The 21,555-nt window shown below is 64.5% G+C and carries 23 protein-coding genes; 10 read left to right on the top strand and 13 right to left on the bottom strand.

Annotated elements, in window-relative coordinates:
• The first annotated feature begins 110 nt into the window (after positions 1-110).
• From ACSQ3L_RS04840 to rpsP, 7 genes are all read left to right on the top strand, one after another.
• Positions 111-1,358: a flavin monoamine oxidase family protein gene (locus ACSQ3L_RS04840; protein WP_436158909.1), complete on the top strand. Its 1,248-nt coding sequence runs from the start codon at positions 111-113 to the stop codon at positions 1,356-1,358.
• Between the two features lie 84 nt (positions 1,359-1,442).
• On the top strand, positions 1,443-2,540 hold the full coding sequence (locus tag ACSQ3L_RS04835; protein WP_436158908.1) for a zinc-binding metallopeptidase family protein: 1,098 nt from the start codon (positions 1,443-1,445) through the stop codon (positions 2,538-2,540).
• 63 nt (positions 2,541-2,603) lie between these two features.
• On the top strand, positions 2,604-3,203 hold the full coding sequence (locus ACSQ3L_RS04830) for a DUF1236 domain-containing protein (protein WP_436158907.1): 600 nt from the start codon (positions 2,604-2,606) through the stop codon (positions 3,201-3,203).
• A gap of 183 nt (positions 3,204-3,386) precedes the next feature.
• Positions 3,387-4,337 (top strand): CPBP family intramembrane glutamic endopeptidase, encoded by a 951-nt coding sequence (locus tag ACSQ3L_RS04825; RefSeq protein ID WP_436158906.1) that lies wholly within the window; start codon positions 3,387-3,389, stop codon positions 4,335-4,337.
• A 292-nt stretch (positions 4,338-4,629) separates the two neighbouring features.
• The gene (gene ffh, locus ACSQ3L_RS04820) at positions 4,630-6,222 is read left to right on the top strand and encodes a signal recognition particle protein (protein ID WP_436158905.1); all 1,593 of its coding nucleotides are present in this window, start codon (positions 4,630-4,632) and stop codon (positions 6,220-6,222) included.
• 7 nt (positions 6,223-6,229) lie between these two features.
• Positions 6,230-6,556 carry a chorismate mutase gene (locus ACSQ3L_RS04815; protein WP_436158904.1) on the top strand — a complete coding sequence of 109 codons (327 nt, stop codon included), beginning with the start codon at positions 6,230-6,232 and terminating at the stop codon, positions 6,554-6,556.
• Between the two features lie 38 nt (positions 6,557-6,594).
• Positions 6,595-6,996, top strand: coding sequence for a 30S ribosomal protein S16 (gene rpsP, locus ACSQ3L_RS04810; protein ID WP_013528800.1), 402 nt, complete (start codon positions 6,595-6,597; stop codon positions 6,994-6,996).
• Positions 6,997-7,074: 78 nt separating this feature from the next.
• On the opposite strand, the gene ACSQ3L_RS04805 is transcribed toward rpsP, so the two are convergent.
• The gene (locus ACSQ3L_RS04805) at positions 7,075-7,338 is read right to left on the bottom strand and encodes a YMGG-like glycine zipper-containing protein (protein ID WP_436158903.1); all 264 of its coding nucleotides are present in this window, start codon (positions 7,336-7,338) and stop codon (positions 7,075-7,077) included.
• 96 nt (positions 7,339-7,434) lie between these two features.
• Positions 7,435-7,842 carry a DoxX family protein gene (locus ACSQ3L_RS04800; RefSeq protein WP_436158902.1) on the bottom strand — a complete coding sequence of 136 codons (408 nt, stop codon included), beginning with the start codon at positions 7,840-7,842 and terminating at the stop codon, positions 7,435-7,437.
• 407 nt (positions 7,843-8,249) lie between these two features.
• Here ACSQ3L_RS04800 and ACSQ3L_RS04795 point away from each other — a divergent pair, with 407 nt between their 5' ends.
• Positions 8,250-8,657: an ACT domain-containing protein gene (locus tag ACSQ3L_RS04795; RefSeq protein WP_436158901.1), complete on the top strand. Its 408-nt coding sequence runs from the start codon at positions 8,250-8,252 to the stop codon at positions 8,655-8,657.
• A gap of 346 nt (positions 8,658-9,003) precedes the next feature.
• Here the strand turns inward: ACSQ3L_RS04795 and ACSQ3L_RS04790 are convergent, their stop codons facing one another.
• Positions 9,004-10,038, bottom strand: a complete 1,035-nt coding sequence (locus tag ACSQ3L_RS04790) for an aspartate-semialdehyde dehydrogenase (protein ID WP_436158900.1) — start codon at positions 10,036-10,038, stop codon at positions 9,004-9,006.
• Positions 10,039-10,145: 107 nt separating this feature from the next.
• Positions 10,146-10,277 (bottom strand): hypothetical protein, encoded by a 132-nt coding sequence (locus ACSQ3L_RS04785; protein ID WP_292187082.1) that lies wholly within the window; start codon positions 10,275-10,277, stop codon positions 10,146-10,148.
• A gap of 199 nt (positions 10,278-10,476) precedes the next feature.
• Between ACSQ3L_RS04785 and ACSQ3L_RS04780 the strand changes: the two genes are divergently transcribed.
• Together ACSQ3L_RS04780 and ACSQ3L_RS04775 are read left to right on the top strand one after the other, a co-directional pair.
• Positions 10,477-12,351, top strand: a complete 1,875-nt coding sequence (locus ACSQ3L_RS04780) for a DEAD/DEAH box helicase (protein ID WP_436158899.1) — start codon at positions 10,477-10,479, stop codon at positions 12,349-12,351.
• Positions 12,352-12,468: 117 nt separating this feature from the next.
• Positions 12,469-13,185, top strand: a complete 717-nt coding sequence (locus ACSQ3L_RS04775) for a DUF805 domain-containing protein (RefSeq protein ID WP_436158898.1) — start codon at positions 12,469-12,471, stop codon at positions 13,183-13,185.
• Between the two features lie 80 nt (positions 13,186-13,265).
• Here the strand turns inward: ACSQ3L_RS04775 and ACSQ3L_RS04770 are convergent, their stop codons facing one another.
• From ACSQ3L_RS04770 to ACSQ3L_RS04730, 9 genes are all read right to left on the bottom strand, one after another.
• Positions 13,266-13,748 carry an N-acetyltransferase family protein gene (locus tag ACSQ3L_RS04770; RefSeq protein ID WP_436158897.1) on the bottom strand — a complete coding sequence of 161 codons (483 nt, stop codon included), beginning with the start codon at positions 13,746-13,748 and terminating at the stop codon, positions 13,266-13,268.
• Between the two features lie 4 nt (positions 13,749-13,752).
• Positions 13,753-14,856, bottom strand: a complete 1,104-nt coding sequence (leuB, locus tag ACSQ3L_RS04765) for a 3-isopropylmalate dehydrogenase (RefSeq protein ID WP_436158896.1) — start codon at positions 14,854-14,856, stop codon at positions 13,753-13,755.
• Positions 14,857-15,198: 342 nt separating this feature from the next.
• Positions 15,199-15,549 carry a VOC family protein gene (locus tag ACSQ3L_RS04760; RefSeq protein WP_436158895.1) on the bottom strand — a complete coding sequence of 117 codons (351 nt, stop codon included), beginning with the start codon at positions 15,547-15,549 and terminating at the stop codon, positions 15,199-15,201.
• Positions 15,550-15,560: 11 nt separating this feature from the next.
• Positions 15,561-15,944 carry a RidA family protein gene (locus ACSQ3L_RS04755; protein WP_436158894.1) on the bottom strand — a complete coding sequence of 128 codons (384 nt, stop codon included), beginning with the start codon at positions 15,942-15,944 and terminating at the stop codon, positions 15,561-15,563.
• A 337-nt stretch (positions 15,945-16,281) separates the two neighbouring features.
• Positions 16,282-17,211, bottom strand: a complete 930-nt coding sequence (locus ACSQ3L_RS04750; protein WP_436158893.1) for a hypothetical protein — start codon at positions 17,209-17,211, stop codon at positions 16,282-16,284.
• A gap of 86 nt (positions 17,212-17,297) precedes the next feature.
• A complete protein-coding gene (gene leuD, locus ACSQ3L_RS04745; protein WP_023810900.1) occupies positions 17,298-17,903 on the bottom strand; it encodes a 3-isopropylmalate dehydratase small subunit in 606 nt (201 codons plus the stop codon).
• A gap of 168 nt (positions 17,904-18,071) precedes the next feature.
• Positions 18,072-19,238: an NAD(P)/FAD-dependent oxidoreductase gene (locus tag ACSQ3L_RS04740; protein ID WP_436158892.1), complete on the bottom strand. Its 1,167-nt coding sequence runs from the start codon at positions 19,236-19,238 to the stop codon at positions 18,072-18,074.
• Positions 19,239-19,267: 29 nt separating this feature from the next.
• Positions 19,268-20,869 carry an ATP-binding protein gene (locus tag ACSQ3L_RS04735; RefSeq protein WP_436158891.1) on the bottom strand — a complete coding sequence of 534 codons (1,602 nt, stop codon included), beginning with the start codon at positions 20,867-20,869 and terminating at the stop codon, positions 19,268-19,270.
• Positions 20,860-21,552 (bottom strand): response regulator, encoded by a 693-nt coding sequence (locus ACSQ3L_RS04730; RefSeq protein ID WP_436158890.1) that lies wholly within the window; start codon positions 21,550-21,552, stop codon positions 20,860-20,862. The genes ACSQ3L_RS04735 and ACSQ3L_RS04730 overlap by 10 nt, the downstream gene beginning before the upstream one ends.
• Between the last annotated feature and the right edge of the window lie 3 nt (positions 21,553-21,555).

Genomic DNA, 21,555 nt, shown 5'->3' with positions numbered 1-21,555 from the left:
AATTGCGAACTTGCCAGCGAAACGCGCACTTGTCACTGTCGCCGCTGCAATGCTGGCGAATGCCGTGGAATTTGCCTACGATCAAGGGATTATTGTGGCAGGGGGGCTGCATGCAAGACGTTGATGTCGTCATCATCGGTGCCGGCTCGGCGGGTCTCGCCGCCGCCAGGACCTTGCAGTCGGCAGGCCTCTCCTTCACGCTGCTCGAAGCGATGGACCGCATCGGCGGCCGCGCCTGGACCAGCGACCAGCATTTCGGCGTGCCTTTCGACATCGGCTGCGCCTGGCTGCACGCCGCCGACCGCAATCCCTATTTTCCCGAAGCACAAGTGGCCGGCTGGACGCTGCAACATCACGACATGAATGTCGATCATCTCTACTATCGCGAGCGCAAGGCGAGCGAAGCGGAAGAAGCCGATATGAAGGCCGCCGACGCAAAGCTGTTCGAGCTGCTGGCCAGGCATGAAGTGAAGGATGGCGACGATGATCGTCTTTCGGCGCTGTTGGCAAAGGGGCACGCGCCACGCGCGGCGGCCACCTTCGCCGGCCCGATGGATTTCGGCGCCGACGAGGACGAGATCTCGATCCGCGACTTCCAGGCAGCGGCCGATCTCGACCCCAACTATTTCAGCAAGGAGGGCTTTGGCGCCTTGGTCGCGCGTTTTGGCGCCGGCGTGCCGGTCGAACTGTCGACGCCGGTGCGCAATATCCTTTGGGACGTGCCGGGGGTAGCATGCGTCACCGATCGCGGCACCATCCGCGCCAGGGCGGTGATCGTCACCGCTTCGCCTGCGGTGCTCGCCTTCGAGGAAATCGCGTTCTCGCCTGTCCTGCCGGACACGCATTTCGGCTCTTTCTTCGACCTGCCGATGGGCATGCTGACCAAGCTGCCGGTCGAAATATCGGGCACAAGGCTCGGGCTGCAGCCCTTCGACGACCTGCTGATCGAACGGCTGGCCCGGCATGACATCTATTTCCTGTGCTTTCCCTTCGACCTCGACCTGATGGTCGGCTTCGTCGGCGGCGATTTCGCCTGGGAGATGTCGGCGGCCGGCGAAGCAGCCGGGATCGACTTCGTCGTCGACCGGCTGTGCGGCATCTTCGGCGGCGACACGCGCAAGCATGTCGGGCGCGCCATGATGACCAACTGGGGCGGAGAGCGGTTCGTACGCGGTGCCTACGCAGCCGCCCGCCCCGGCCGTTCGCTGGCGCGCGCAGCACTCATGCAGCCGGTGGCCGACAAGATCTTCTTCGCCGGCGAGCATCTCGCCGGTCCATTGATCCAGACCTGCGGCGGCGCACGGCTGTCGGGCGAAGCAGTGGCAAGACAGGTCGTCGCCCAGCTTGCGGCGAAATAGCTTCGAAAATGCGGAACGCCGCAGGGCGGTTGGCGTTGGGCACCTGCCGCCCCACATAGGCTGCTCTGAAGGTTAGAGACCGACATGAAACTCTTCGACTGCCCACATTGCGGCCACCGCATCTATTTCGAGAACGCCCAGTGCCTGAACTGCGGGAACCTCGTGCTCTACGATCCCGAGCACGCCCGCTTTGCACTGGCGGGCATCGACGGCATCTTCCAGTGCACCAATGCCGACGAATGCGCCTGCAACTGGATGGCCGAGCCGGGGCAGGGTTTTTGCCGCGCCTGCGTGCTGAACCAGCTGATCCCTGACCTCTCGGTCGACGGCAACCGCCGCCGCTGGATCCGCGTCGAGGCTGCGAAGAAGCGCGCCATCTACTCGCTGCTGGCCTTCGGGCTGCCGGTAGTGCCCAAGCAGACACCTGCCGACGAGATCGGACTGGCCTTCGACTTCCTCGCCGACCCGATCGGCGGCGGTCCCGGCGGCGAACGAATCCTGACCGGCCACGACAACGGCCTGATCACGCTCAACGTTGCCGAGGCGGACTCGGCCGAGCGCGAAAAACGGCGCGTCGAGATGGGCGAGAATTATCGCACTTTGCTCGGCCATTTCCGCCATGAGCTCGGCCATTATTACTGGGACCGCCTGATCCGCGACGACCCGCGGAGGCTGGACGCTTTCCGCGCGCTGTTCGGCGACGATCGCGCCGACTACGAACAGGCGCTGAAGACCTATTATGCCAATGGTGCCGCGCCCGATTGGCAGCAAGGCCACATCTCGGCCTATGCGACCTCGCATCCGTGGGAGGACTGGGCCGAGACCTGGGCGCACCACCTGCACATCACCGACACGCTGGAAATGGTCCACGCGCTGAACTTTCCGCTCGGCCGGCTGGAGACGGTGGAGGCCAACGACTTGCCACGCGGCGACACCGGCGGCGGATTGCAGGCCGCACCCTCGGAGCCGGCGGCCGCGCCCGAGCCTTTCGAAAAGATCCTTGCCCGCTGGCTGGTGCTGTCGGAGGCCTCCAATTCGATCAACCGCTGCATGGGCCTGCCCGACCTCTACCCCTTCGTCATTTCGGACGTCACGGCGCGCAAACTGGCCTTCGTTCACGAACTTCTGACCGATTTGCCGAAAGAACAGGGAACAAATCGTGAGTTGGCGCAGGCGTTTTAGCGGGAACGCAAGCGCCACTGCCCCGTTTTCGCTGGCGAGGGACCATGAAAACGGAGAGAAACCATGAAATCCCTGTTGTTTCCCGCGTTCGCCGGAATGCTGACCGTCATGTCGGGCGCCGCGTTTGCCGACACCGCCGTTTCAGCCGTCACCGATCTCAACGTCCGCGCCGGACCCGGTCCGCAATATCCTGTCATCGGCGTGCTTGCCGCCGGCCAGTCGGCGACGCTCAATGGCTGCATCGAAAACAGCAAATGGTGCACTATCGCCGAAGCCGGCGGCCGGGGCTGGGTCTATTCCGACTATGTAACGGCCGATATAGGCGGCAGCCGGGTGGTGCTGACGGAACGGCGGTCCAGTGTTGCCGTCGTCTCGCCGCCGGATGACATCGGCAGCTACTCGACCGATTATACCGGCGCGATCATCGCCAGCGATCCGGTCGTGGACGTTATCCCCCGGCCTCCGGCCGAAGTCAGGACCTATGTCAGCACCCATCGCCTCGACCCCGTCTATCTCGATGGTGAGGTGGTTACCGGCGCAATCCTGCCCGACACCGTCGAGTTGCGCGAAATTCCGGACTACAACTACCGCTACGTCTACGTGAACGGCCAGCCGGCGCTGATCGACCCGGACACGCGGCGCATCATGTACGTGGTGCGCTGACGACAATCGGATGCCGTAGCGGCGGCCTCCTGTGCTGGAAATCGCCAATCGCCGAAGTCGGCGCTGCCCTCATCGCCCTGCCGGCGGATGAGGGCAGCGCCTATAGCGCCGAACGGGAATGATTGCGCGCAAACACCCGATCTCATAAATCATGCGGCTCTATGCCTAGGCAAGGGAACCAGCGTGACGATCGATTCAGCCGCCTTCGAACGCTATCGGCGCTCGCCCAACGCCCGCACGACCTTGCCCCGCCTGATCCTCGGAACGGGGATCGTCCTCCTGTTCTGGGCAGCAACCACCGTGGCCGTGCTGTTCGGCGGCACCTATGCCTTCTTCGCCTGGCAGGCGGCCCCGTCATCCGGCATGCAGGGTTTCCTCGCTTCGCCCGTCGGCATCCTCACCGCGCTCGTCTCGTTTGCCGGCGTCTGGGTCGGCCTGTGGGTCGCGATGCGCTGGGTGCATGGCGAGAAGCTGTCGGCGCTGCTCGGCAACAGCCGTTGTATTTCGTGGTCGGGCTTCCTCAAGGGGCTGATCGCGGTGCTGATCACGTCGTTCCTATCCGAGATCCTGCTCTATCTGCTGCAGCCGCAGATCGCGCGCGGTCCGATCAGCCTGTCGTCCTGGCTGCTGTTTGTGATCCCGATCGCCGCGCTCACCTTGCTGCAGACATCGTCGGAAGAGGTGCTGTTTCGCGGCTATCTGCTGCGCGGTCTCGCCAGCCGCTTCAAGAGCCCGTTCGTCTGGGCGCTGTTGCCGGCCCTGCTGTTCACCTCGCTGCATTGGAGCGCGAGTTCGTCGGCCGCCATCAACGCCTGTGTGCTCGCCTCGATCGCCGCTTTCGCGCTGCTGCTGACGCTTGTGGTCTACGCAACCGGCAATCTCGGCGCCGCCTTGGGTGCTCATCTCGGCAACAACCTGACCGGCTTCCTGCTGATCTCGCATCAGGAAAGCTACAATTCCTTCGCCCTGTTCAACGCCAGGCCGCTCGAAGGTCCGGGCTGGGCGACGTCGGATGCGGTTCTCATCGCCTTGATCGGCATCGCCTGCAGCCTGCTGACGATCCTGCTGCTTTTACATCCACGTTCGCCGCTCAGGGTCACCGCCAAGCTTCCGGACCAGGCGAGCTCAACCTGATTGCAGCCCGGAGAACAACGCAATCCGGCGCTTGTCTTGACTCCGTGGCCGATTTCCTGTCTACACGCCCCGAATTCCGCGACGAGTATCCCTCCGAGCAAGCCGACCAGGACGCCTAAGCCTTTTTGAGGTGAAGTGCTGTAAATCGATCCTGGAGGCCAACACCCGGCAGCGCTGAGCGCCCCCGGGTGCTTTTTGGTTTTGGCTTTGCTTGGACCAACTTGGGTTGGATACTCGGCGCGAACGCATTACCTCTCGGGCATCATCCGGGTGCCAGGGAAAAGGAAACAGAATGTTCGAATCGCTTCAGGAGCGTCTTGGCTCCATCCTGAATGGCCTGACCGGCCGCGGTGCCCTGTCGGAGGCTGACGTCTCGGCGGCGCTGCGCGAGGTGCGCCGGGCGCTGCTCGAAGCAGACGTCGCGCTGGAAGTGGTGCGCGCCTTCACCGACAAGGTTCGCGAGAAGGCAGTCGGCGCTGCCGTGGTCAAGTCGATCAAGCCCGGCCAGATGGTCGTCAAGATCGTCCATGACGAACTGGTCGACATGCTCGGCGCCGAAGGCGTCGCCATCGATCTCAATGCGCCGGCGCCGGTCGTCATCATGATGGTCGGCCTGCAGGGTTCCGGCAAGACCACCACTTCGGCCAAGATCGCCAAGCGGCTTTCCGAGCGTCAGAACAAGAAGGTTCTGATGGCTTCGCTCGACACGCGGCGCCCCGCCGCGCAGGAGCAACTGCGCCAGCTCGGCGAACAGGTCAAGGTCGCGACGCTGCCGATCATCGATGGCCAGTCGCCGGTCGACATCGCGCGCCGCGCCGTACAGGCGGCCAAGCTTGGCGGCCACGACGTCGTCATCCTCGACACCGCCGGCCGCACCCATATCGACGAGCCGCTGATGGTCGAGATGGCTGACATCAAGAAGGTGTCGAGCCCGCACGAAATCCTGCTGGTCGCGGATTCGCTGACCGGCCAGGACGCCGTCAACCTGGCCAAGAGCTTCGACGAGCGCGTCGGCATCACCGGTCTCGTGCTGACCCGCATGGACGGCGACGGCCGTGGCGGTGCGGCTCTTTCCATGCGCGCCGTCACCGGCAAGCCGATCAAGCTGATCGGCACCGGCGAAAAGATGGACGGGCTGGAAGAATTCCACCCCAAGCGCATCGCCGACCGCATCCTCGGCATGGGCGACATTGTCTCGCTCGTCGAAAAAGCCGCCGAAAACATCGACGCCGAGCAGGCGGCGGCGATGGCCAAGAAGATGCAGTCGGGCAAGTTCGACCTGAACGATCTCGCCAGCCAGCTTCAGCAGATGTCGAAGATGGGCGGCATGGGCGGCATCATGGGCATGATGCCCGGCATGGGCAAGATGAAGGACCAGATGGCCGCCGCCGGCCTCGACGACAAGATGTTCGGCCGCCAGCTCGCCATCATCTCGTCGATGACCAAGGCCGAGCGCGCCAATCCGGATTTGCTGAAGCACTCGCGCAAGAAGCGCATCGCCGCCGGTTCCGGCACCGACGCGGCCGAAATCAACAAGCTGCTCAAGATGCACCGCGGCATGGCCGACATGATGAAGGCGATGGGCGGCAAGGGCAAAGGCGGCGGCCTGATGCGCGGCATGATGGGCGGCCTTGCCTCCAAGATGGGCCTTGGCGGCATGATGCCTGGAGGCATGGGCGGCATGGGCGGCGGCATGCCCGACCTGTCGAAGATGGACCCCAAGCAGCTGGAAGCCTTGCAGAAGCAGGCACAGGCAGCCGGCCTCGGCGGCATGAAGGGCCTGCCCGGCGGCGGTGGCCTGCCCGGGCTGCCTGGCGGCATGAAGCTCCCCGGGCTTCCCGGTCTCGGCGGCGGCGGGTTGCCGGGCCTTGGCAAGAAGAAGTGAGGACGCCATGAACGAAGAAAAGGACATGGCCGACGCTCGCGCCGTCCTGGCCGACTACCGCGCCTCGATCGACAACATCGACGCAGCCCTGATCCACATGCTGGCCGAGCGCTTCCGCTGCACCAAGGCGGTTGGCGTGCTGAAAGCGACGCATGGCCTGCCGCCGGCCGACCCGGCACGAGAACAGCAGCAGATCGCCCGCCTTCGCCAGCTGGCGAAGGATGCCCATCTCGACCCGGATTTCGCGGAAAAATTCCTCAACTTCGTCGTCCGCGAAGTGATCCGCCATCACGAACAGATCGCCGCTTCCAACGGCGTGATGAAAGCCAACTGAAACCAATCAACGAACTTAGAGTTTTTAGGAGAAAAGAAATGCCCTTGAAGATCAGACTGGCCCGTGCGGGCTCGAAGAAGCGTCCTTACTACCACGTCGTCATCGCCGACGCCCGTTCGCCGCGTGACGGCCGGTTCATCGAGTCGATCGGCTCGTGGAACCCGCTGCTGCCCAAGGACGGCGAACGCGTCAAGGTCGACGCCGACCGCGTCAAGCATTGGCTGGCACATGGCGCCCAGCCGACCGACCGCGTGCTGCGCTTCCTCGACGAGGCCGGCCTCGTCAAGCGCGACGCCCGTTCCAACCCGAAGAAGGCCGAGCCGGGCAAGAAGGCGCAGGAACGCGCTGCCCTTCTGAAGAAGGCGCAGGAAGACGCTGCTGCCGCCGTTGCGGCCGCTGCGGCCGCCCCGGCCGAAGCGGAAGCCGCCACCGCCGAATAATTTGCTCTATCGCATACAGAAAAACGGCGGGCCATGTGCCCGCCGTTTTGCCATTGTCCTGTGTGTAAGGCCGCCCGATCAATAGCCGCGTGGGCAGCGGTCGATGTAGACCCGGCCACGGCTATCACGGTAGCGGCATTCGCCACGCTCGCTCGCCCGGCCGATCAGCGCACCGGCAACAGCGCCGACAGCGCCACCAACGACGGCGCCCTCAGCCGGATCGCCGGCGACAGCAGCGCCGACGGCAGCGCCACCGAGGCCGCCGATAGCTGCGCCTTTCTCCGTTTGTGAACAAGCGGCGAGCGGCACCAGCAGGGCCATCAAAAACATCGCTTTCTTCATGGTCGTTCCTCTCCAGTAGGAGCCGCCGCCGCCGCCGAGTGAATCCCTAACTCGCAACTCGGCGATTTGATCCCAAAGAGATTGCGGGCAAGGGATTCAGCTGAACGGGATCAGCGCGCGTGTCCGAGGGTCGCGCAAGTACAGGCCGCCCCACAGGGTAACGCCGAGATAGACGCCGAACAGTGTGTGCGAGAACAGCGGGCTGTCGACGCGGACATTGGTGGCGATGGCGCCGCCCATATAGGCGGTGAGCAGGATGGCACCGAGCACAGCGGTGCGCGGCACGGCATAGAGCGCCGTCGAGATCAGGCCGATGACGCCAAGCATACGCGCGACATTCGGGTCGGCCGGCCAACCGAGCGGCACCATCGTCTGGGTGACGATATCGAGCGGCGGCAGCTTGATGACGCCGTCGAAAATCATGAACAACACAATGACGCCGCTGAGCGCGCGGCCGGTCCACAGAGCGCCCGGCGATACGAGCGCGGTTTCGGAAATGCTCATAGTGTTCCCTCCTGATGATTCGAGCCCTTTTCAACGGGGTCGAACCAAGGACGCGGCATGGAGCGGCGATCCGACAGCGTCGGGATTCTTTTTGGCGCCGGTGACGCTACAGTGAGGCGAAAGCAACCTTGGCGCAGGCATAATTATGCCTTCGTCATCCTATGGTCTGCGCCGCGTCGCTTCGCTCCTTGCTTCGCCCCAGGATGACGAAGCGAGAGGCGTTTCAGCCGATCTCCGAAGGCAGAGCCACCCGTATCCAACACCTACGAAAAATAGAACTTTTCCGCCGGGATCATCTTCGGCGCCCAGCGCAACGGGTACAGCGCGCGGACTATCGGCACTCGCCGGTCGCGGATATTGAAGGTTGTGTGGGCTACCCGCTCTGCATCAGTCGAGAGATGAGAAAAATGACCGGCGAAACCGATCTGAAGACACTGTTGGCATCGATGACGCCGGAACTGCTCGCCGGCATCTATGTCTTTGCCACGCTGGCGCCTGGCGTCGCTCAGCCGGAAGACGTCGAACCGGTGATGGTGTTTCGTGAGCGCGAGGGCACGACGCTGATCGTGACCGAGGAGGAGGCTAACGCCGCGGGGCTGACCGCTTCCTTCCGCTGCCGGATGCTGACGCTGAACATCCATTCGTCGCTGGAAGCCGTCGGCTTCCTCGCCGCCATCACCACGCGTCTCGCGGCAGCCGGCATGGGCGTCAATCCGGTCTCGGCTTTCTACCACGACCACCTGTTCGTCCCCGCCGATCGGGCGGAGGAAGCGCTGGAGCTGCTGACGGAGTTGGCCGAGGAGAACAGAGCGTAGCGCATCGGCCAAAGCTGCCGATCTCCCCCCTTGTGGGGAGATGCCCGGCAGGGCTGAGGGGGGCGTGAAGGAACGCCAACTTCGCTCATCTACGGCCAGTAAAATGGGGCTGCGAGTGCAACTGAGATCAATTGAGGGGACAGAGGGACAGCGCCCCCCTCTGTCCTGCCGGACATCTCCCCCTCAAGGGGGGAGATTAGCTACCGGCCGAAGGCCGAGCCCGCGACCGCGGGCCGCCGGTCGTCCGGCGCCCTCGCGGAGGGCCAGCCGCGGCAGCGGCGATACGGCCCGTGAGCGAAGACGAATCGGCCAAAGGCCGAGCCCGTGACCGAAAACAGGATGGCCGTCAGGCCGCCTTCTTCTTCGGCTGGATCAGGCCGCGCTCGACCAGCAACTCAGCGATCTGCACCGCGTTGAGGGCCGCGCCCTTGCGCAGATTGTCGGAGACGATCCACATCGACAGGCCGTTGTCGATGGTCGAGTCCTCGCGGATGCGCGAGATGAAGGTGGCATCCTCGCCAGCCGATTCCAGCGGCGTGATGTAGCCGCCGTCCTCGCGCTTGTCCAAGACCTGGCAGCCCGGGGCGTCCCGAAGAATATCCCGCGCCTCGTCGGCGGTGATCGGCTTTTCGAACTCGATGTTGACCGCTTCCGAATGGCCGATGAACACCGGCACGCGTACGCAGGTCGCCGTCAGCTTGATCTTGGGATCGAGCATCTTCTTGGTCTCGGCGACCATCTTCCACTCTTCCTTGGTGAAGCCGTCGTCGAGGAAGACGTCGATATGCGGGATGACGTTGAAGGCGATACGCTTGGTGAACTTCTTGACGTCGACGGTGTCGGCGACGAACACAGCGCGCGTCTGCGTGAACAGCTCGTCCATGCCTTCCTTGCCGGCACCCGACACCGATTGATAAGTGGCGACAACGACGCGCTTGATGGTGGCGAAGTCATGCAGCGGCTTCAGTGCCACCACCAGCTGCGCCGTCGAGCAGTTCGGATTGGCGATGATGTTCTTGCGCGTGAACAGCGAGATCGCGTCCGGGTTCACTTCCGGCACGATCAGCGGCACGTCCTGGTCGTAGCGGAACGCCGACGAATTATCGATGACGACGCAGCCCTGCTTGCCGATCTTCGGCGACCACTCCTTGGAGACGTTGCCGCCGGCCGACATGATGCAGATGTCGGTGTCGGAAAAATCATACTGGTCGAGCGTCCTGACCTTCAGCGTGCGGTCGCCGAACGACACTTCGGTGCCCTGGCTGCGCCGCGAGGCCAGCGCCACGACTTCGCTTACCGGAAAGCCGCGCTCTTCCAGTATGTTGAGCATTTCCCGGCCCACATTGCCCGTGGCGCCGACGATCGCTACCTTGAAACTCATCGAAAAATCTCCTGTCCCTCTCCGCTTGGTTTTTGGAGAAACCCGCCGGCCGATGCGGGTTCCGTCCCCCGGGCCGGACCCGGGAGAGGGTGGTTAGGCCAAGGGAATCACACCGTTTTGGTGGTGGTTTTGGCCATGGTTTTGGTTGAACGCAGGAACGCGTGCGCCGACCGTCCGCGGACCATGCTGCCATGGCCGGAGAAGTCGAGTGCATAAAGCGCCATCAAAAGGCCGCGCATCGAAACTGTCCTGTTCGGTGCCGGCTTTTACGCGGTTTGCGTCAAGAGTCAATTGCCGAGCGACGCTCGGTTTTCCCCTGCGCCCTGTACAATGGCGGCTGCGCGAAGTACGAACGGTCAAGATTGTTTGGCTGGCGCTAGGTCGGCCCCGGCATGTGCTCCGTGATGAGCGCGGACCCTAAAATTCCGAAAGAGTGAGATGTCCAACTTCGAAGCACTTGTTCCAGCGCTGGCCAGGGCGCTGGAGAAACGCGGCTATTCCGAGCTGACGGCGGTCCAGAAGGCGGTTGTGGCGCCTGAACTCGGTGAGGCCGATGCGCTGGTTTCGGCGCAGACCGGCTCCGGCAAGACGGTGGCCTTCGGCCTCGCTCTGGCGCCGACCCTGCTGGAAGGCGCGGAGCGCTTTGGCCACGCCGCCGCACCGCTGGCGCTGGCGGTGGCGCCGACGCGCGAACTGGCGCTGCAGGTGACGCGCGAGCTGGAATGGCTCTACGAGCTGACCGGCGCCACCGTGGCGTCCTGCGTCGGCGGCATGGACATGCGCTCGGAGCGGCGTGTGCTGGAGCGTGGCGCCCATATCGTCGTCGGCACGCCCGGCCGGCTGCGCGACCACATCACCCGGCGCTCGCTCGACATGTCGGCGCTCAAGGCGGTGGTGCTCGACGAGGCTGACGAGATGCTCGATCTCGGCTTTCGAGAGGATCTCGAATTCATTCTCGACGCAGCGCCCTCCGAGCGCCGCACGCTGATGTTCTCGGCCACGGTGCCGCGCTCGATCGCCACGCTCGCCCAAGGCTACCAGCGCGATGCCGTGCGCATTTCGGCCGCCGGCGAGGAGAAGCAGCATCTCGACATCGAATACCGGGCGTTGAGCGTCGCCCAGCCCGACCGCGAGAACGCCATCATCAACGTATTGCGCTATTACGAGGCGAAGAACGCGCTGGTGTTCTGCAACACGCGCGCCGCCGTCAACCACCTGACCGCGCGCTTCAACAACCGCAACTTCTCCGTCGTCGCCCTGTCGGGCGAACTCAGCCAGAACGAGCGCAGCCATGCGCTGCAGGCGATGCGAGACGGCCGCGCAAAAGTCTGCATTGCCACCGATGTGGCAGCACGCGGCATCGATCTGCCCAACCTCGAACTGGTGATCCACGCCGATTTGCCGACCAATCCGGAAACGCTGTTGCACCGCAGCGGCCGCACCGGGCGCGCCGGGCGCAAGGGCGTCAGCGCGCTGATCGTGCCCAACAGCGCCCGCAAGCGCACCGAGCGGCTGCTGCAGAACGCCGGGCTGAAGGCGACATGGGCGAGCCCGCCCTCGGCCGACGACGTGATCCGGCGCGACGACGAACGCATCCTTGCCGATCCGGCTTTCGAGGAACCGGTGAAGGAGGACGAGCGCGGTTTCATCGACGCGCTGCTCGCCAAACATGGCGCCGAACGGGTGGCCGCCGCCTTCGTGCGCCAGTGCCGTGCCAGCCGCTCGGCGCCCGAGGATCTCATGGAAATCGCACCGTTCACGCCATCGCGTGAAAGATCGGCGGGCGAGAACTTCGCGCGCCGCGACGAGGCGCCCAGCCGCCGCGACGATTTCGGCGCCAGCGTCTGGTTCTCGCTGTCGATCGGGCGGAGGCAGAATGCCGAGCCGCGCTGGCTGATCCCGATGCTGTGCCGCACCGGCAGCATCTCGAAGCGCGAGATCGGCGCCATCAAGATGCAGCCGGATGAGACCTTCGTGCAGATCGCGGCCGACTGGGCCGACCGCTTCCTGGCGGCGATCGGTCCCGACCGCAAACTGCAAAACAACATCCTGGTGAAACGCCTGGACGGCACGCCCGATTTGTCGCGCGCCGGCTATCAGCCGCCAAGCTCCGACAAGAAGCCGCATCGCGGCAAGGCGCCGTTCGACCCCAACGCACCGAAGCGCAAATTCGAGAAACGAGCACCGGCAGCGGCCGATCAGCGCCCGGCCGCCCCGCATGACGCAAAGCCATGGGCGAAGAAGCCGGGCAAGCCGAAATTCGACAACACCGGTGCGCCCAAGCACAAGAAGGCGAAGAAGCGGCCTTCGTAAGACCGGGCAACGAACCTCATCCGCCGCAATGACGTCGGCCGCATCCCGATGCGGTCTTGCCCATCGGTTCGGCCATGTGCCACACCTTGGCAGGGACGTGGCAAGCGGGGGTGTCATATGCGCGGTGAAGTGCTTCACTATGACGAGGACCAGGGGTTTGGCTTCATCACCGGGGCCGACGGCAAACGTTACACCTTCACCCGCGAGAACCTGCGCCGGGAACCCGCTATGCGGAAGGGCGCGGCAGTCGAGTTCCAGCCGGGCGGCGGCCAGGCGCGCGACGTCTTTTCGATCGCCTCACAGGCTGCCCCTGCGGCCGCCACGGACTCCAGCACCGAGGCCGCACCGGCGGCTCAAGCCGGCAATGCACCGGCAGCTTCCGCGCCCCAGGCGCGGCATTTCGGCCGCTCTTCCGAGCAGGCCGAGCCCACCGACCTGTGGGGCTATTTCTGGCGTGGCGTGACGCAAAACTATTTCAATTTCGCCGGCCGCGCCCGCCGCAAGGAATATTGGGGCTATTTCCTGTTCTGGGTGATCTCGCTGCTTGTCATCGGCGGCATCGGCCTTTTCGCCGACAACGAGATGGGCAATTTCGACAGCAGCGTATCGGCGGCGGTAACCGTTGGCCTTTGCGGCACCTTCATTCTGGCGACACTGCTGCCCAGCCTCGGCATGACCGTTCGCCGCATCCATGACATCGGCCTGTCAGGCTGGCTTTATCTGGTGGTGCTGATCCCTACCATCGGCAGCCTGATCATCCTGGTCTTCGCGCTGATCCCGACGCAGGCCCGCGAAAACCAGTGGGGACCGGTGCCGGCGGGCGTCAGAATATAGTTTTTCGCGTGCATATTGCAATCGTACACAGCCCTAGGTAGCATTCGCCCACGGGGACGGGTGCCGGCAGGGGTCAGGGTCTAGGGGGCGATCGCCTTCAAGGCCTCGCCCGAAAGCCTGAGAAAGACCTTCTGGCCGTGGCGTTCGGCGCCAAGCCGGTCGTAGAAGCGCAGCGCGCCTTCGTTCCAGTCCTCGGTGGTCAGGTCGATGCGACCGATGCCTTCGCGCAGGCAATGGTCGGCGAGAAAGCCGATCAGCGCCCGGCCGACGCCGGCGTTGCGAGCCTTCTCGCACACGAACAAATCCTTGAGGAACAGCAACCGCTCGAGATCGATACCCGGATGCGCGATCGCCACCGACGCCAGGCCGCTGACTTCGCCCTCGACGAAGGCGAGCGCGAAATGCGGATAGGCCGGGCTTTCCCAGCCAAGCCATTTCCGTGCCGCCGACAAAGCGCGCTCGTGGTCGAGCGGCGGCTGCCGGTAGTGCACAGCCATCTCGCACAACATATCGGCGAGTGCCGGGGCGTCGCTGGTCGTCGCCCAGCGGACGTCGACCGTCATGGTATCAGCCCAGGAACTTGGCGATGATCGCGTCGCCCATCTCGACCGTGCCGACCTCGGTCATGCCCGGGGAGAAAATATCCTTGGTGCGCAAGCCCTGGTCGAGCACGGCGGCGATCGCGCTTTCGACACGGTCGGCTTCCTCGACCATGCCGAAGGAATAGCGCAGGCACATGGCGAAAGAGGCGATCATGGCGATCGGGTTGGCAATGCCCTTGCCGGCGATGTCGGGCGCCGAGCCGTGCACCGGCTCGTACAGGGCCTTGCGCTTCTTGGTCTTGGCGTCAGGCGCGCCGAGCGAGGCCGACGGCAGCATGCCGATCGAGCCGGTCAGCATGGCGGCGATGTCGGACAGCATGTCGCCGAACAGATTGTCGGTGACGATGACGTCGAACTGTTTTGGCCAGCGCACCAGCTGCATGCCGCCGGCATCGGCCAGCATGTGGTCGAGCTTGACGTCTGAATAGCGCGCCTTGTGGGTCTGGGTGACGACCTCGTTCCACAGCACGCCCGACTTCATCACATTGCGCTTTTCCATCGAGGTGACGTGGTTCTTGCGGGTCCGCGCCAGCTCGAAGGCGACACCCGAAATGCGTTCGATCTCGAACGTGTCGTAGACCTGCGTGTCGATGCCGCGCTTCTGGCCGTTGCCGAGATCGATAATCTGCTTGGGTTCGCCGAAATAGACGCCGCCGGTCAGTTCGCGCACGATCAATATGTCGAGGCCTTCGACCACCTCCTGCTTGAGCGAGGAGGACGCCGCCAGTGCCGGATAGCAGATGGCCGGGCGCAGATTGGCAAACAGCTCCATGTCCTTGCGCAGCCGCAGCAGGCCGGCCTCCGGGCGCACTTCGTAAGGCACCGCATCCCATTTCGGGCCGCCGACGGCACCGAACAGCACCGCATCGGCCGCCATCGCCTTTTCCATGTCGGCATCCGAGATCGCCGCGCCATGCGCGTCGTAGGCGCAGCCGCCGACCAGACCTTCGTCAGTGGCAAAACCGCTGCCGAGCTTGTCGTTCATGGCTGCGATCAGCTTCTTGACCTCGGCCATGGCCTCCGGACCGATGCCGTCACCGGGGAGCAGGAAAAGATGCTTCGTTGCCATGGAGAAACCGTCCTGGAAAGATTGAACCGCGGCCTTGCTAAACGCCAAGCGAGTTGCATGCAAGGGGACGAGAAGCGCTGCGACGCAAACAGGCGCGGCTGTTTGGCGCTATGCTACACCCCGCTGGCCTGCCGGCCTTCTCCGGACCTGGGTTCCTCGCCCCTGCCAAAGGCGGGGGAGAGGTGGCCGCGAAGCGGCCGGAGAGGGGCTTCGTAAGGCACTGGCTTAACACGTGCGCGATCGCTCGCCTGGCTACGGCAGCGCCATTCCCCCTCTCCGTCTCGGCTTCGCCGAGCCACCTCTCCCCCACTTTCGTGGGGGCGAGGAACCCAGGCTAAACCGTCACCGATGCGAGAGAATGTTGACCAGCCGGCCGAACGGATCGCGCACATAGAAGCGCCGCACGCCCCAGGGCTCGTCCGCCGGTCCGTATTCGATGGCGAAGCCGGCCGCCTTCATGCCGTCGAGCGCCGCATCGACATCGTCGACCTCGATCGAGAGATCCGGCACCGGCGTGACGGAGCCGCCCTGCGCCATGAAACTGACCTGCGCCTGCATCGCTTCCTTGGAACCGTAGGTGGCGATCCAGCCAAGGTCCATCAGCACGTCGAGGCCGAGCACGTCCTGGTAGAAGCGTTTTGCCGCCGCGACATCCGATGTCTCGATGTTGGCAACGATACGTCGGACTTTCATCGGTCCGCCTTTCATGCCGTGCGCCGCAGCGCCGTGACCTCGATTTCGATCTTCATTTCCGGTTTGTTGAGCTGGCAGACGATCATCGTCGCCGCCGGCCTGATGTCGCCGAACGTCTCGCCGAGGATCGGAAAAACCACATCCACGAAGGCCTGGTCGGTGATGTAGTAATGCGCCCGCACCACGTCAGCCATCTCGAAGCCGCCGTCCCGAAGCGCTTTACCGATCGTCGCCAGGCAATTGCGCGTCTGCGCCTCGACCGTCTCCGGCATCGTCATCGTCGCATAGTCGTAGCCGGTCGTGCCCGACACAAAACACCAGTCGCCCTGCACCACGGCACGCGAATAGCCGGCGGTCTTTTCGAAGGGCGAACCGGTGGAGATGAGTTTGCGCATGGGGGCCTCGCAGATTGAGGTCGCCATTTTGCAGCGAAAGGGTAGGGCTGACCATGGGCCAAAGCAGATGGATTGGCGGTGCAAAACAGTTTCGATGTTGGCGGGACAGCACCCCCCTCTGGCCTGCCGGCCATCTCCCCCGCAAGGAGGGAGATCGGATGTCACGAATGGTTTCGCCAATTACCAAACGTTGCGGAGTGGGCGGAGCGGCGAAGCTGCCAATCTCCCCCCTTGCGGGGGAGGTGCCCGGTAGGGCAGAGGGGGGTGTGAAGGATCGCGGCGGAAACAATTCCTTTCCGCAGCACGACGACGGTGCGGCGGTCGCCGCGTAATGTCCCTAATTCGCCGCCCCCAGCGCCTTGTCCAGCGCCTCCTTCACATCGGCCGGCCATGTCGCCACCGCCGGCCAGGCGTTCGGCTGACCATTCTCGCCGCGGCGGGCGAAGTAAAGCTTATGCTTGGCCGGATCGACCGCCATGAAGCCATCATTGCCGCCGCAGTCATGCGGTACGCAGCCGCTGGCATAGAACGCACCCGAGGCGGTCTTTTCGGTGCCGCCGCCGACCAGCAGGCTGGTCGCCATGTCGGGCATGTCCTTGCCGAGCAGCGTCTCGGCCAGCCTGTAGACGGCCTCGTTGTGGAAGGCGTCGATGATGTTCTGGTACTTTTCCGGATCGATGTCCTTCCAGTCCGTGCCGGGTTCCGGCATGTAGGTCAGATTGCCCGAAATCGTCAGCCCGTCTGTCGGCGACCATTGCAAAGCCGGCTTCTGATCCCCCGGCAACAGATAGGGCACGAAGTAGATGGCGTTGTCGGACACCGCCGAGGGCGGCGCACCGCATTGGTCCTGCTCGACCATTGTGCTCTGGATGGTGCCGCCTTCCGGCTTCCAGACGATCACCGTCGCCGGCCCGCATTGATTGCCGCCGTCGCCGACATCGAACAGCGCCACCTTGACGCCGCCGACCTCGACTATTTTGTCGAAGAAGACGTCATAATTGGTCGCCAGTTGCTGACCGTCATAGGCCAGAACCTTCTCGCCATACTGTTCCGTCTGGGTGATGGTCAGCGTGCCGCCTTCGAATGGCACAGGGGCTTGCTTGTCGTCATCGGAAGCGTCGGCGGAGTTCGTTCCTTGATCGGCGGGCGGCTGGTCCGTCGCCGGGGCCGGCTGTGTGGCGGGCGTCTGCGTCTGCGCAAACGCGCTCACGGTTGCTCCCAGCAACAAGGCCAGCCCGCAAACGCCGGCAAGAAGCAAACGTATCATGGCAGTCCCTCCACTCGGTCGCAACGAAGCCGGCGCAACGACCCGGCCTGAAAGCGGCCGAGGCCTATCCGCCCGGAGCGTACCGCTCAGGCCCAGGGGCGCTGTTCGGCGTTCCGCTTCTCGAACGAAGCGATGGCGCCGGCCTTCTCCATGGTCAGGCCGATGTCGTCGAGCCCGTTGAGCAGGCAGTGCCGCTTGAAATCGTCGAGGTCGAAGGTGACGACACCGCCATCCGGTCCGCGGATTTCCTTGGCCTCGAGGTCGACCGACACCGTGGCATTGGAACCGCGCGAGGCGTCGTCCATCAGCTTCTCCAGATCCTCGGGGCTGACGGTGATCGGCAGGATGCCGTTCTTGAAGCAGTTGTTGTAGAAAATGTCGGCGAACGAGGTCGAGATGACGCAGCGAATGCCGAAGTCAAGCAGCGCCCACGGCGCGTGCTCGCGCGATGAACCGCAGCCGAAATTATCGCCGGCAACCAGGATCTGCGCCTTGCGGTAGGCCGGCTTGTTGAGCACGAAATCCGGATTTTCCGAACCGTCGTCCTTGTAGCGCATTTCGGCGAACAGGCCGGTGCCGAGCCCGGTGCGCTTGATTGTCTTCAGATAATCCTTCGGGATGATCATGTCGGTGTCGACATTGACGATCGGCATCGGAGCGGCGACGCCGGTGAGCTTGGTGAATTTTTCCATGGCTTTTGCCCGTGTTTTCGTTGCGGGGGAATTTGCTGACGTCGGTTTACACAAAGCCGGCGGCAAATAAAAGGCAACTGTTCGTGCGCGGTGGCACAAGCCTTCGGTCGCAAAGACTGAGGTCGGCGCAGACCTTTGCCGTTGGAGGGCGCGCTGTCCCGCCAACGCTCAAATCACATTCAATTCCCGAAACGCCCGCCCCTCAGCTACCCGGCCATATCCAAACGCCGAGCAATCCACGGTGCGATAGCCGCCGTGGACGATCAGCTCGGCCAGCGCCTTGCCGACCGCCGGCGCCTGCTGCAGGCCGTGTCCGGAGAAGCCGTTGGCGAACAGGAAATTGCCGACTTCGGGATGCGGGCCAACCACGGCGTTCTGGTCGAGCGTGTTGTAGTCGTAATGGCCGGCCCAGGCGCGCGTCGGCTTGATTGCCTCGAAGGCTGGAATGCGGGTCGCCAGCACCGGCCAGATTACTTCTTCGAACAGCGGCCAGTCGACCTCGAAATCCCCGGGATCGGCCGGGCCATCGCTCTCTTCCGGCTCGGCACCGCCGGTGAGGTAAACCGAGCCTTCCGGGCGGACATAGATGCCGGAGGGATCGACCAGCAGCGGCATGTCGGCATATTTTTCGCGCGCCTCGAAGACGAAGACGTTGCGCTTGCGCGGCTCGACCGGCAGCGCCAGCCCGGCAAGCGCCGCGACCTTGCCGGCATTCGGTCCGGCAGCGTTGACCACGATGCCGGCCTCCAGCGTCTCGCCATTGTCGAGGCTGACGCCGGTGACGCGGTTGCCGTTGCGCGCAATGCCGGTGACGTCAGCGGTGATGAAATCGATCTTCTTCTGCCGCAGCGCCTTGCGGAACAGCATCAGCATGGCATGCGCATCGAACCAGCCCTCGCCTGTCCGGCCATAGGCGCCGGCGGTGATGCCCTCGGCCGACAGCCACGGGAAGCGGCGTACCAGCTGCTCGGCATCCTCGAGCACGATGTCGGCGCCCTCGGCCATCTGCGCCTCGTGATTGGCCTTAAGGATCGGCAAGCCGTCCTCGCCGGCAAGGATGAGATAGCCACCCTCGCGGAAACCGATATCGGCGTCGGTTCCAAAGGTTTCCTTCAGCCGCCGGAACAGTTTCAGCGTGAACTGCGAAAGGCGGATGTTTTCCGGGATCGAGAACTGCTGGCGGATCGAGGCCATGGACAGTGTCGTTGCCGCATGCGCGAATTGTGGGTCGCGCTCGACCAGGGCGATCGAGCCGGAAAACCCTTCCTCGCGCAGATAATAGGCGACCGAGGATCCGACGATGGCCCCGCCGATGATGACGATGTCGTAGCGCATTTTTTCTCCGATCCGGCCGATAGTGTCCTTCACGCCACCGGCAGAATGATCTCGAAGCGCGTGCCGCGTTCGGAGTCAACCAGCGCGATCGTACCATCATGCGCTTTCAGGAGGGCCAGCACGATGCCGAGGCCCATGCCGGTGCCGCCGGTGGAGCGCCGCGTGGTGAAGAACGGCTCGAAGATGCGCGCCCGGTTGCTAGGCGAAATGCCGGCGCCGTCGTCGCTGACCAGGATGCTTGCCTTGCCGCCGGCGCTTGCAGCGGCAATCGATACCTGCGTCGCGCCATGCCTGGCCGAATTGTCGATGAGATTGGCCAGCACGATTGCCGCGTTCTCGGCCGATATGCGCAAGGCCAGATCGCCGCCGGCCTCGACGCCAACCTCCAGCCTGTTGTCGACGGGCAGCAGCGCCAGCGCCGCGCCGATCGAGGTGCTTTCGCCGCTGGGCGCCAGGTTTTCGGCCCGCGCCAGGTCGAGCAGGCGGCGAACCAGCAGATTGAGCCGTCCGGCATCGGTGACGATATTGTCCGAGAAACGCCGACGCTCCATATCGTCCATCGCGCTGCCTGAATCGCGCAGCAATTCGGCCGCACCCTGGATCGCCGTCAGCGGCGATTTCAACTCGTGCGAAACATGGGTGGCGAAGGTCTGGATGCTGTCGGAACGCGCCTGCAGTTTTTCGGCCATGTCGAGGAAGGCGGCGGAAAGCTCGGCCATTTCGTAGGTGCCGTGATGGTCGAGCGGCCGGATGGCGTCACGCTCGCCGGCGGCGATGCGCTGGGTACGGTCGATCAGTGCATAGATCGGCCGGCTGACGGTGCGCAGGAAGACGAGGCCGATGAGCAGCGTGCCGCCGAGGATGGCGATTGCCGCCAACGTCACCTTGCCGCGCTCTCCATAGAGATGTTTGATGATGTTGTTGGGCGTCCGCGATACATAGACGACGCCGGCGACCTTGCCGTCGACGGCAACCGGCAAAGCGACGAAGACACGCACCTTGGTGCCGCGGCTGACCGAATAGAGCGGCGGCGCCGGCTGGTCGGGGATGCGCAGCCTGAGCGCGCTGGCATAGCGGCCGGCAAGTGCGGCGCGCACCTCTTCGACCACGCCAAGCGACTGGCCGATCTCGCCGCGCCCGGCGATGACGACACCCCGGGGATCGACCAGCCGGAAGCCGGCCAGCGTGGTTTTCTGCGTCGCGTCGAGAATGCCGGACAGGCGCGCGCCGATTGCAGCGAAGGCCGGATCGGCGGTGGCTGCTATCGCCGCCGGCCGGGTCGGCAGCACATAGTCGGAAGCAAGATCAAGCTGCGGCTCGATCGGCCTGTACAGCGGGTCCGGATCGGCACTTCGGCTTGAATCCCCGCTTGGCCTCGGCATCGGTGCGCCGAGCTTTTCCGGTGGGATGCCGGCGTCATGCGCAGCCTGCGCATAGATGGCGGCGATGGCCGCCCCTTGCGCGATCAGCTCCGCCTCGGTCTGGCGGATCAGCTGGTTCTCGTAGAGCCGGAAGAAGAACAGGCCGACCAGCGGCAAGGCCATCACCATGATCAGGATGGCGACGACGACCGTGGCGAGGCGTGGCCGCCATTTGTGGCCGATCCATTTGCGGGAAGTGGTCAGCCGCATCGGCCGAGCCGGAAGCCGACGCCATGCACGGTCTCGATGGCATCCAGGCAACCCACTGCTGCCAGCTTGGCGCGGATGTTGCGGATATGGCTGTCGACGGTGCGGCCGGCGACATGGATGTTTGCGGCATAGGCGCTGGCCATCACCGCATCGCGGTCGAGCACATGCGCTGGCCGCGCCAAAAACCCCTTCAGGATCGAGAACTCTATCCCTGTCAGCGACAGCGGCCTGCCGTCGAAGCTGGCGGCATGGCTGGCCGGCGCCAGAGCCAGTTTGCCATGCGAAAACTGCCTGTCGTCGGCCGGTTCGGCCGGCATCGGGCGGGCGCGCCGCAGGATGACGTTGACGCGGGCGACCAGCTCGCGCGGGCTGAACGGTTTCGTCACATAGTCGTCGCCGCCCATTTCGAGCCCGAGGATGCGGTCGATCTCCTCGTCGCGCGCGGACAGGAACAGCACCGGCACATCGGATGTGTGCCGCAGCCGCCGGCAAACCTCCAGCCCGTCCATCTCCGGCATGCCGATGTCGAGCACGACCAGGTCAGGCGTGCGCCGTCCGATCGCTTGCAGGGCGGCGGCGCCGTCGGCCACCCCCGTCGTTTTCATGCCGGCCTTCTCCAGCGCAAAGCAGATCACCTCGCGGATATGCGGGTCATCGTCGGCGACGAGGATGTGATGCGGCATGGA

This window comes from Mesorhizobium sp. LjRoot246 (assembly GCF_964254115.1).
In the GTDB taxonomy this organism is placed as follows: domain Bacteria; phylum Pseudomonadota; class Alphaproteobacteria; order Rhizobiales; family Rhizobiaceae; genus Mesorhizobium.
This window is presented reverse-complemented; position numbering and strand designations above follow the sequence as displayed.

Bases quoted from the DNA above. Each gene is read 5' to 3' on its own strand.
- ACSQ3L_RS04840 (WP_436158909.1), top strand. From the start codon at position 111: ATGCAAGACGTTGATGTCGTCATCATCGGTGCCGGCTCGGCGGGTCTC.
- ACSQ3L_RS04835 (WP_436158908.1), top strand. From the start codon at position 1,443: ATGAAACTCTTCGACTGCCCACATTGCGGCCACCGCATCTATTTCGAG.
- ACSQ3L_RS04830 (WP_436158907.1), top strand. From the start codon at position 2,604: ATGAAATCCCTGTTGTTTCCCGCGTTCGCCGGAATGCTGACCGTCATG.
- ffh (WP_436158905.1), top strand. From the start codon at position 4,630: ATGTTCGAATCGCTTCAGGAGCGTCTTGGCTCCATCCTGAATGGCCTG.
- ACSQ3L_RS04815 (WP_436158904.1), top strand. From the start codon at position 6,230: ATGAACGAAGAAAAGGACATGGCCGACGCTCGCGCCGTCCTGGCCGAC.
- rpsP (WP_013528800.1), top strand. From the start codon at position 6,595: ATGCCCTTGAAGATCAGACTGGCCCGTGCGGGCTCGAAGAAGCGTCCT.
- ACSQ3L_RS04805 (WP_436158903.1), bottom strand. From the start codon at position 7,338: ATGAAGAAAGCGATGTTTTTGATGGCCCTGCTGGTGCCGCTCGCCGCT.
- ACSQ3L_RS04800 (WP_436158902.1), bottom strand. From the start codon at position 7,842: ATGAGCATTTCCGAAACCGCGCTCGTATCGCCGGGCGCTCTGTGGACC.
- ACSQ3L_RS04795 (WP_436158901.1), top strand. From the start codon at position 8,250: ATGACCGGCGAAACCGATCTGAAGACACTGTTGGCATCGATGACGCCG.
- ACSQ3L_RS04790 (WP_436158900.1), bottom strand. From the start codon at position 10,038: ATGAGTTTCAAGGTAGCGATCGTCGGCGCCACGGGCAATGTGGGCCGG.
- ACSQ3L_RS04785 (WP_292187082.1), bottom strand. From the start codon at position 10,277: ATGCGCGGCCTTTTGATGGCGCTTTATGCACTCGACTTCTCCGGCCAT.
- ACSQ3L_RS04780 (WP_436158899.1), top strand. From the start codon at position 10,477: ATGTCCAACTTCGAAGCACTTGTTCCAGCGCTGGCCAGGGCGCTGGAG.
- ACSQ3L_RS04775 (WP_436158898.1), top strand. From the start codon at position 12,469: ATGCGCGGTGAAGTGCTTCACTATGACGAGGACCAGGGGTTTGGCTTC.
- ACSQ3L_RS04770 (WP_436158897.1), bottom strand. From the start codon at position 13,748: ATGACGGTCGACGTCCGCTGGGCGACGACCAGCGACGCCCCGGCACTC.
- leuB (WP_436158896.1), bottom strand. From the start codon at position 14,856: ATGGCAACGAAGCATCTTTTCCTGCTCCCCGGTGACGGCATCGGTCCG.
- ACSQ3L_RS04760 (WP_436158895.1), bottom strand. From the start codon at position 15,549: ATGAAAGTCCGACGTATCGTTGCCAACATCGAGACATCGGATGTCGCG.
- ACSQ3L_RS04755 (WP_436158894.1), bottom strand. From the start codon at position 15,944: ATGCGCAAACTCATCTCCACCGGTTCGCCCTTCGAAAAGACCGCCGGC.
- ACSQ3L_RS04750 (WP_436158893.1), bottom strand. From the start codon at position 17,211: ATGATACGTTTGCTTCTTGCCGGCGTTTGCGGGCTGGCCTTGTTGCTG.
- leuD (WP_023810900.1), bottom strand. From the start codon at position 17,903: ATGGAAAAATTCACCAAGCTCACCGGCGTCGCCGCTCCGATGCCGATC.
- ACSQ3L_RS04740 (WP_436158892.1), bottom strand. From the start codon at position 19,238: ATGCGCTACGACATCGTCATCATCGGCGGGGCCATCGTCGGATCCTCG.
- ACSQ3L_RS04735 (WP_436158891.1), bottom strand. From the start codon at position 20,869: ATGCGGCTGACCACTTCCCGCAAATGGATCGGCCACAAATGGCGGCCA.
- ACSQ3L_RS04730 (WP_436158890.1), bottom strand. From the start codon at position 21,552: ATGCCGCATCACATCCTCGTCGCCGACGATGACCCGCATATCCGCGAG.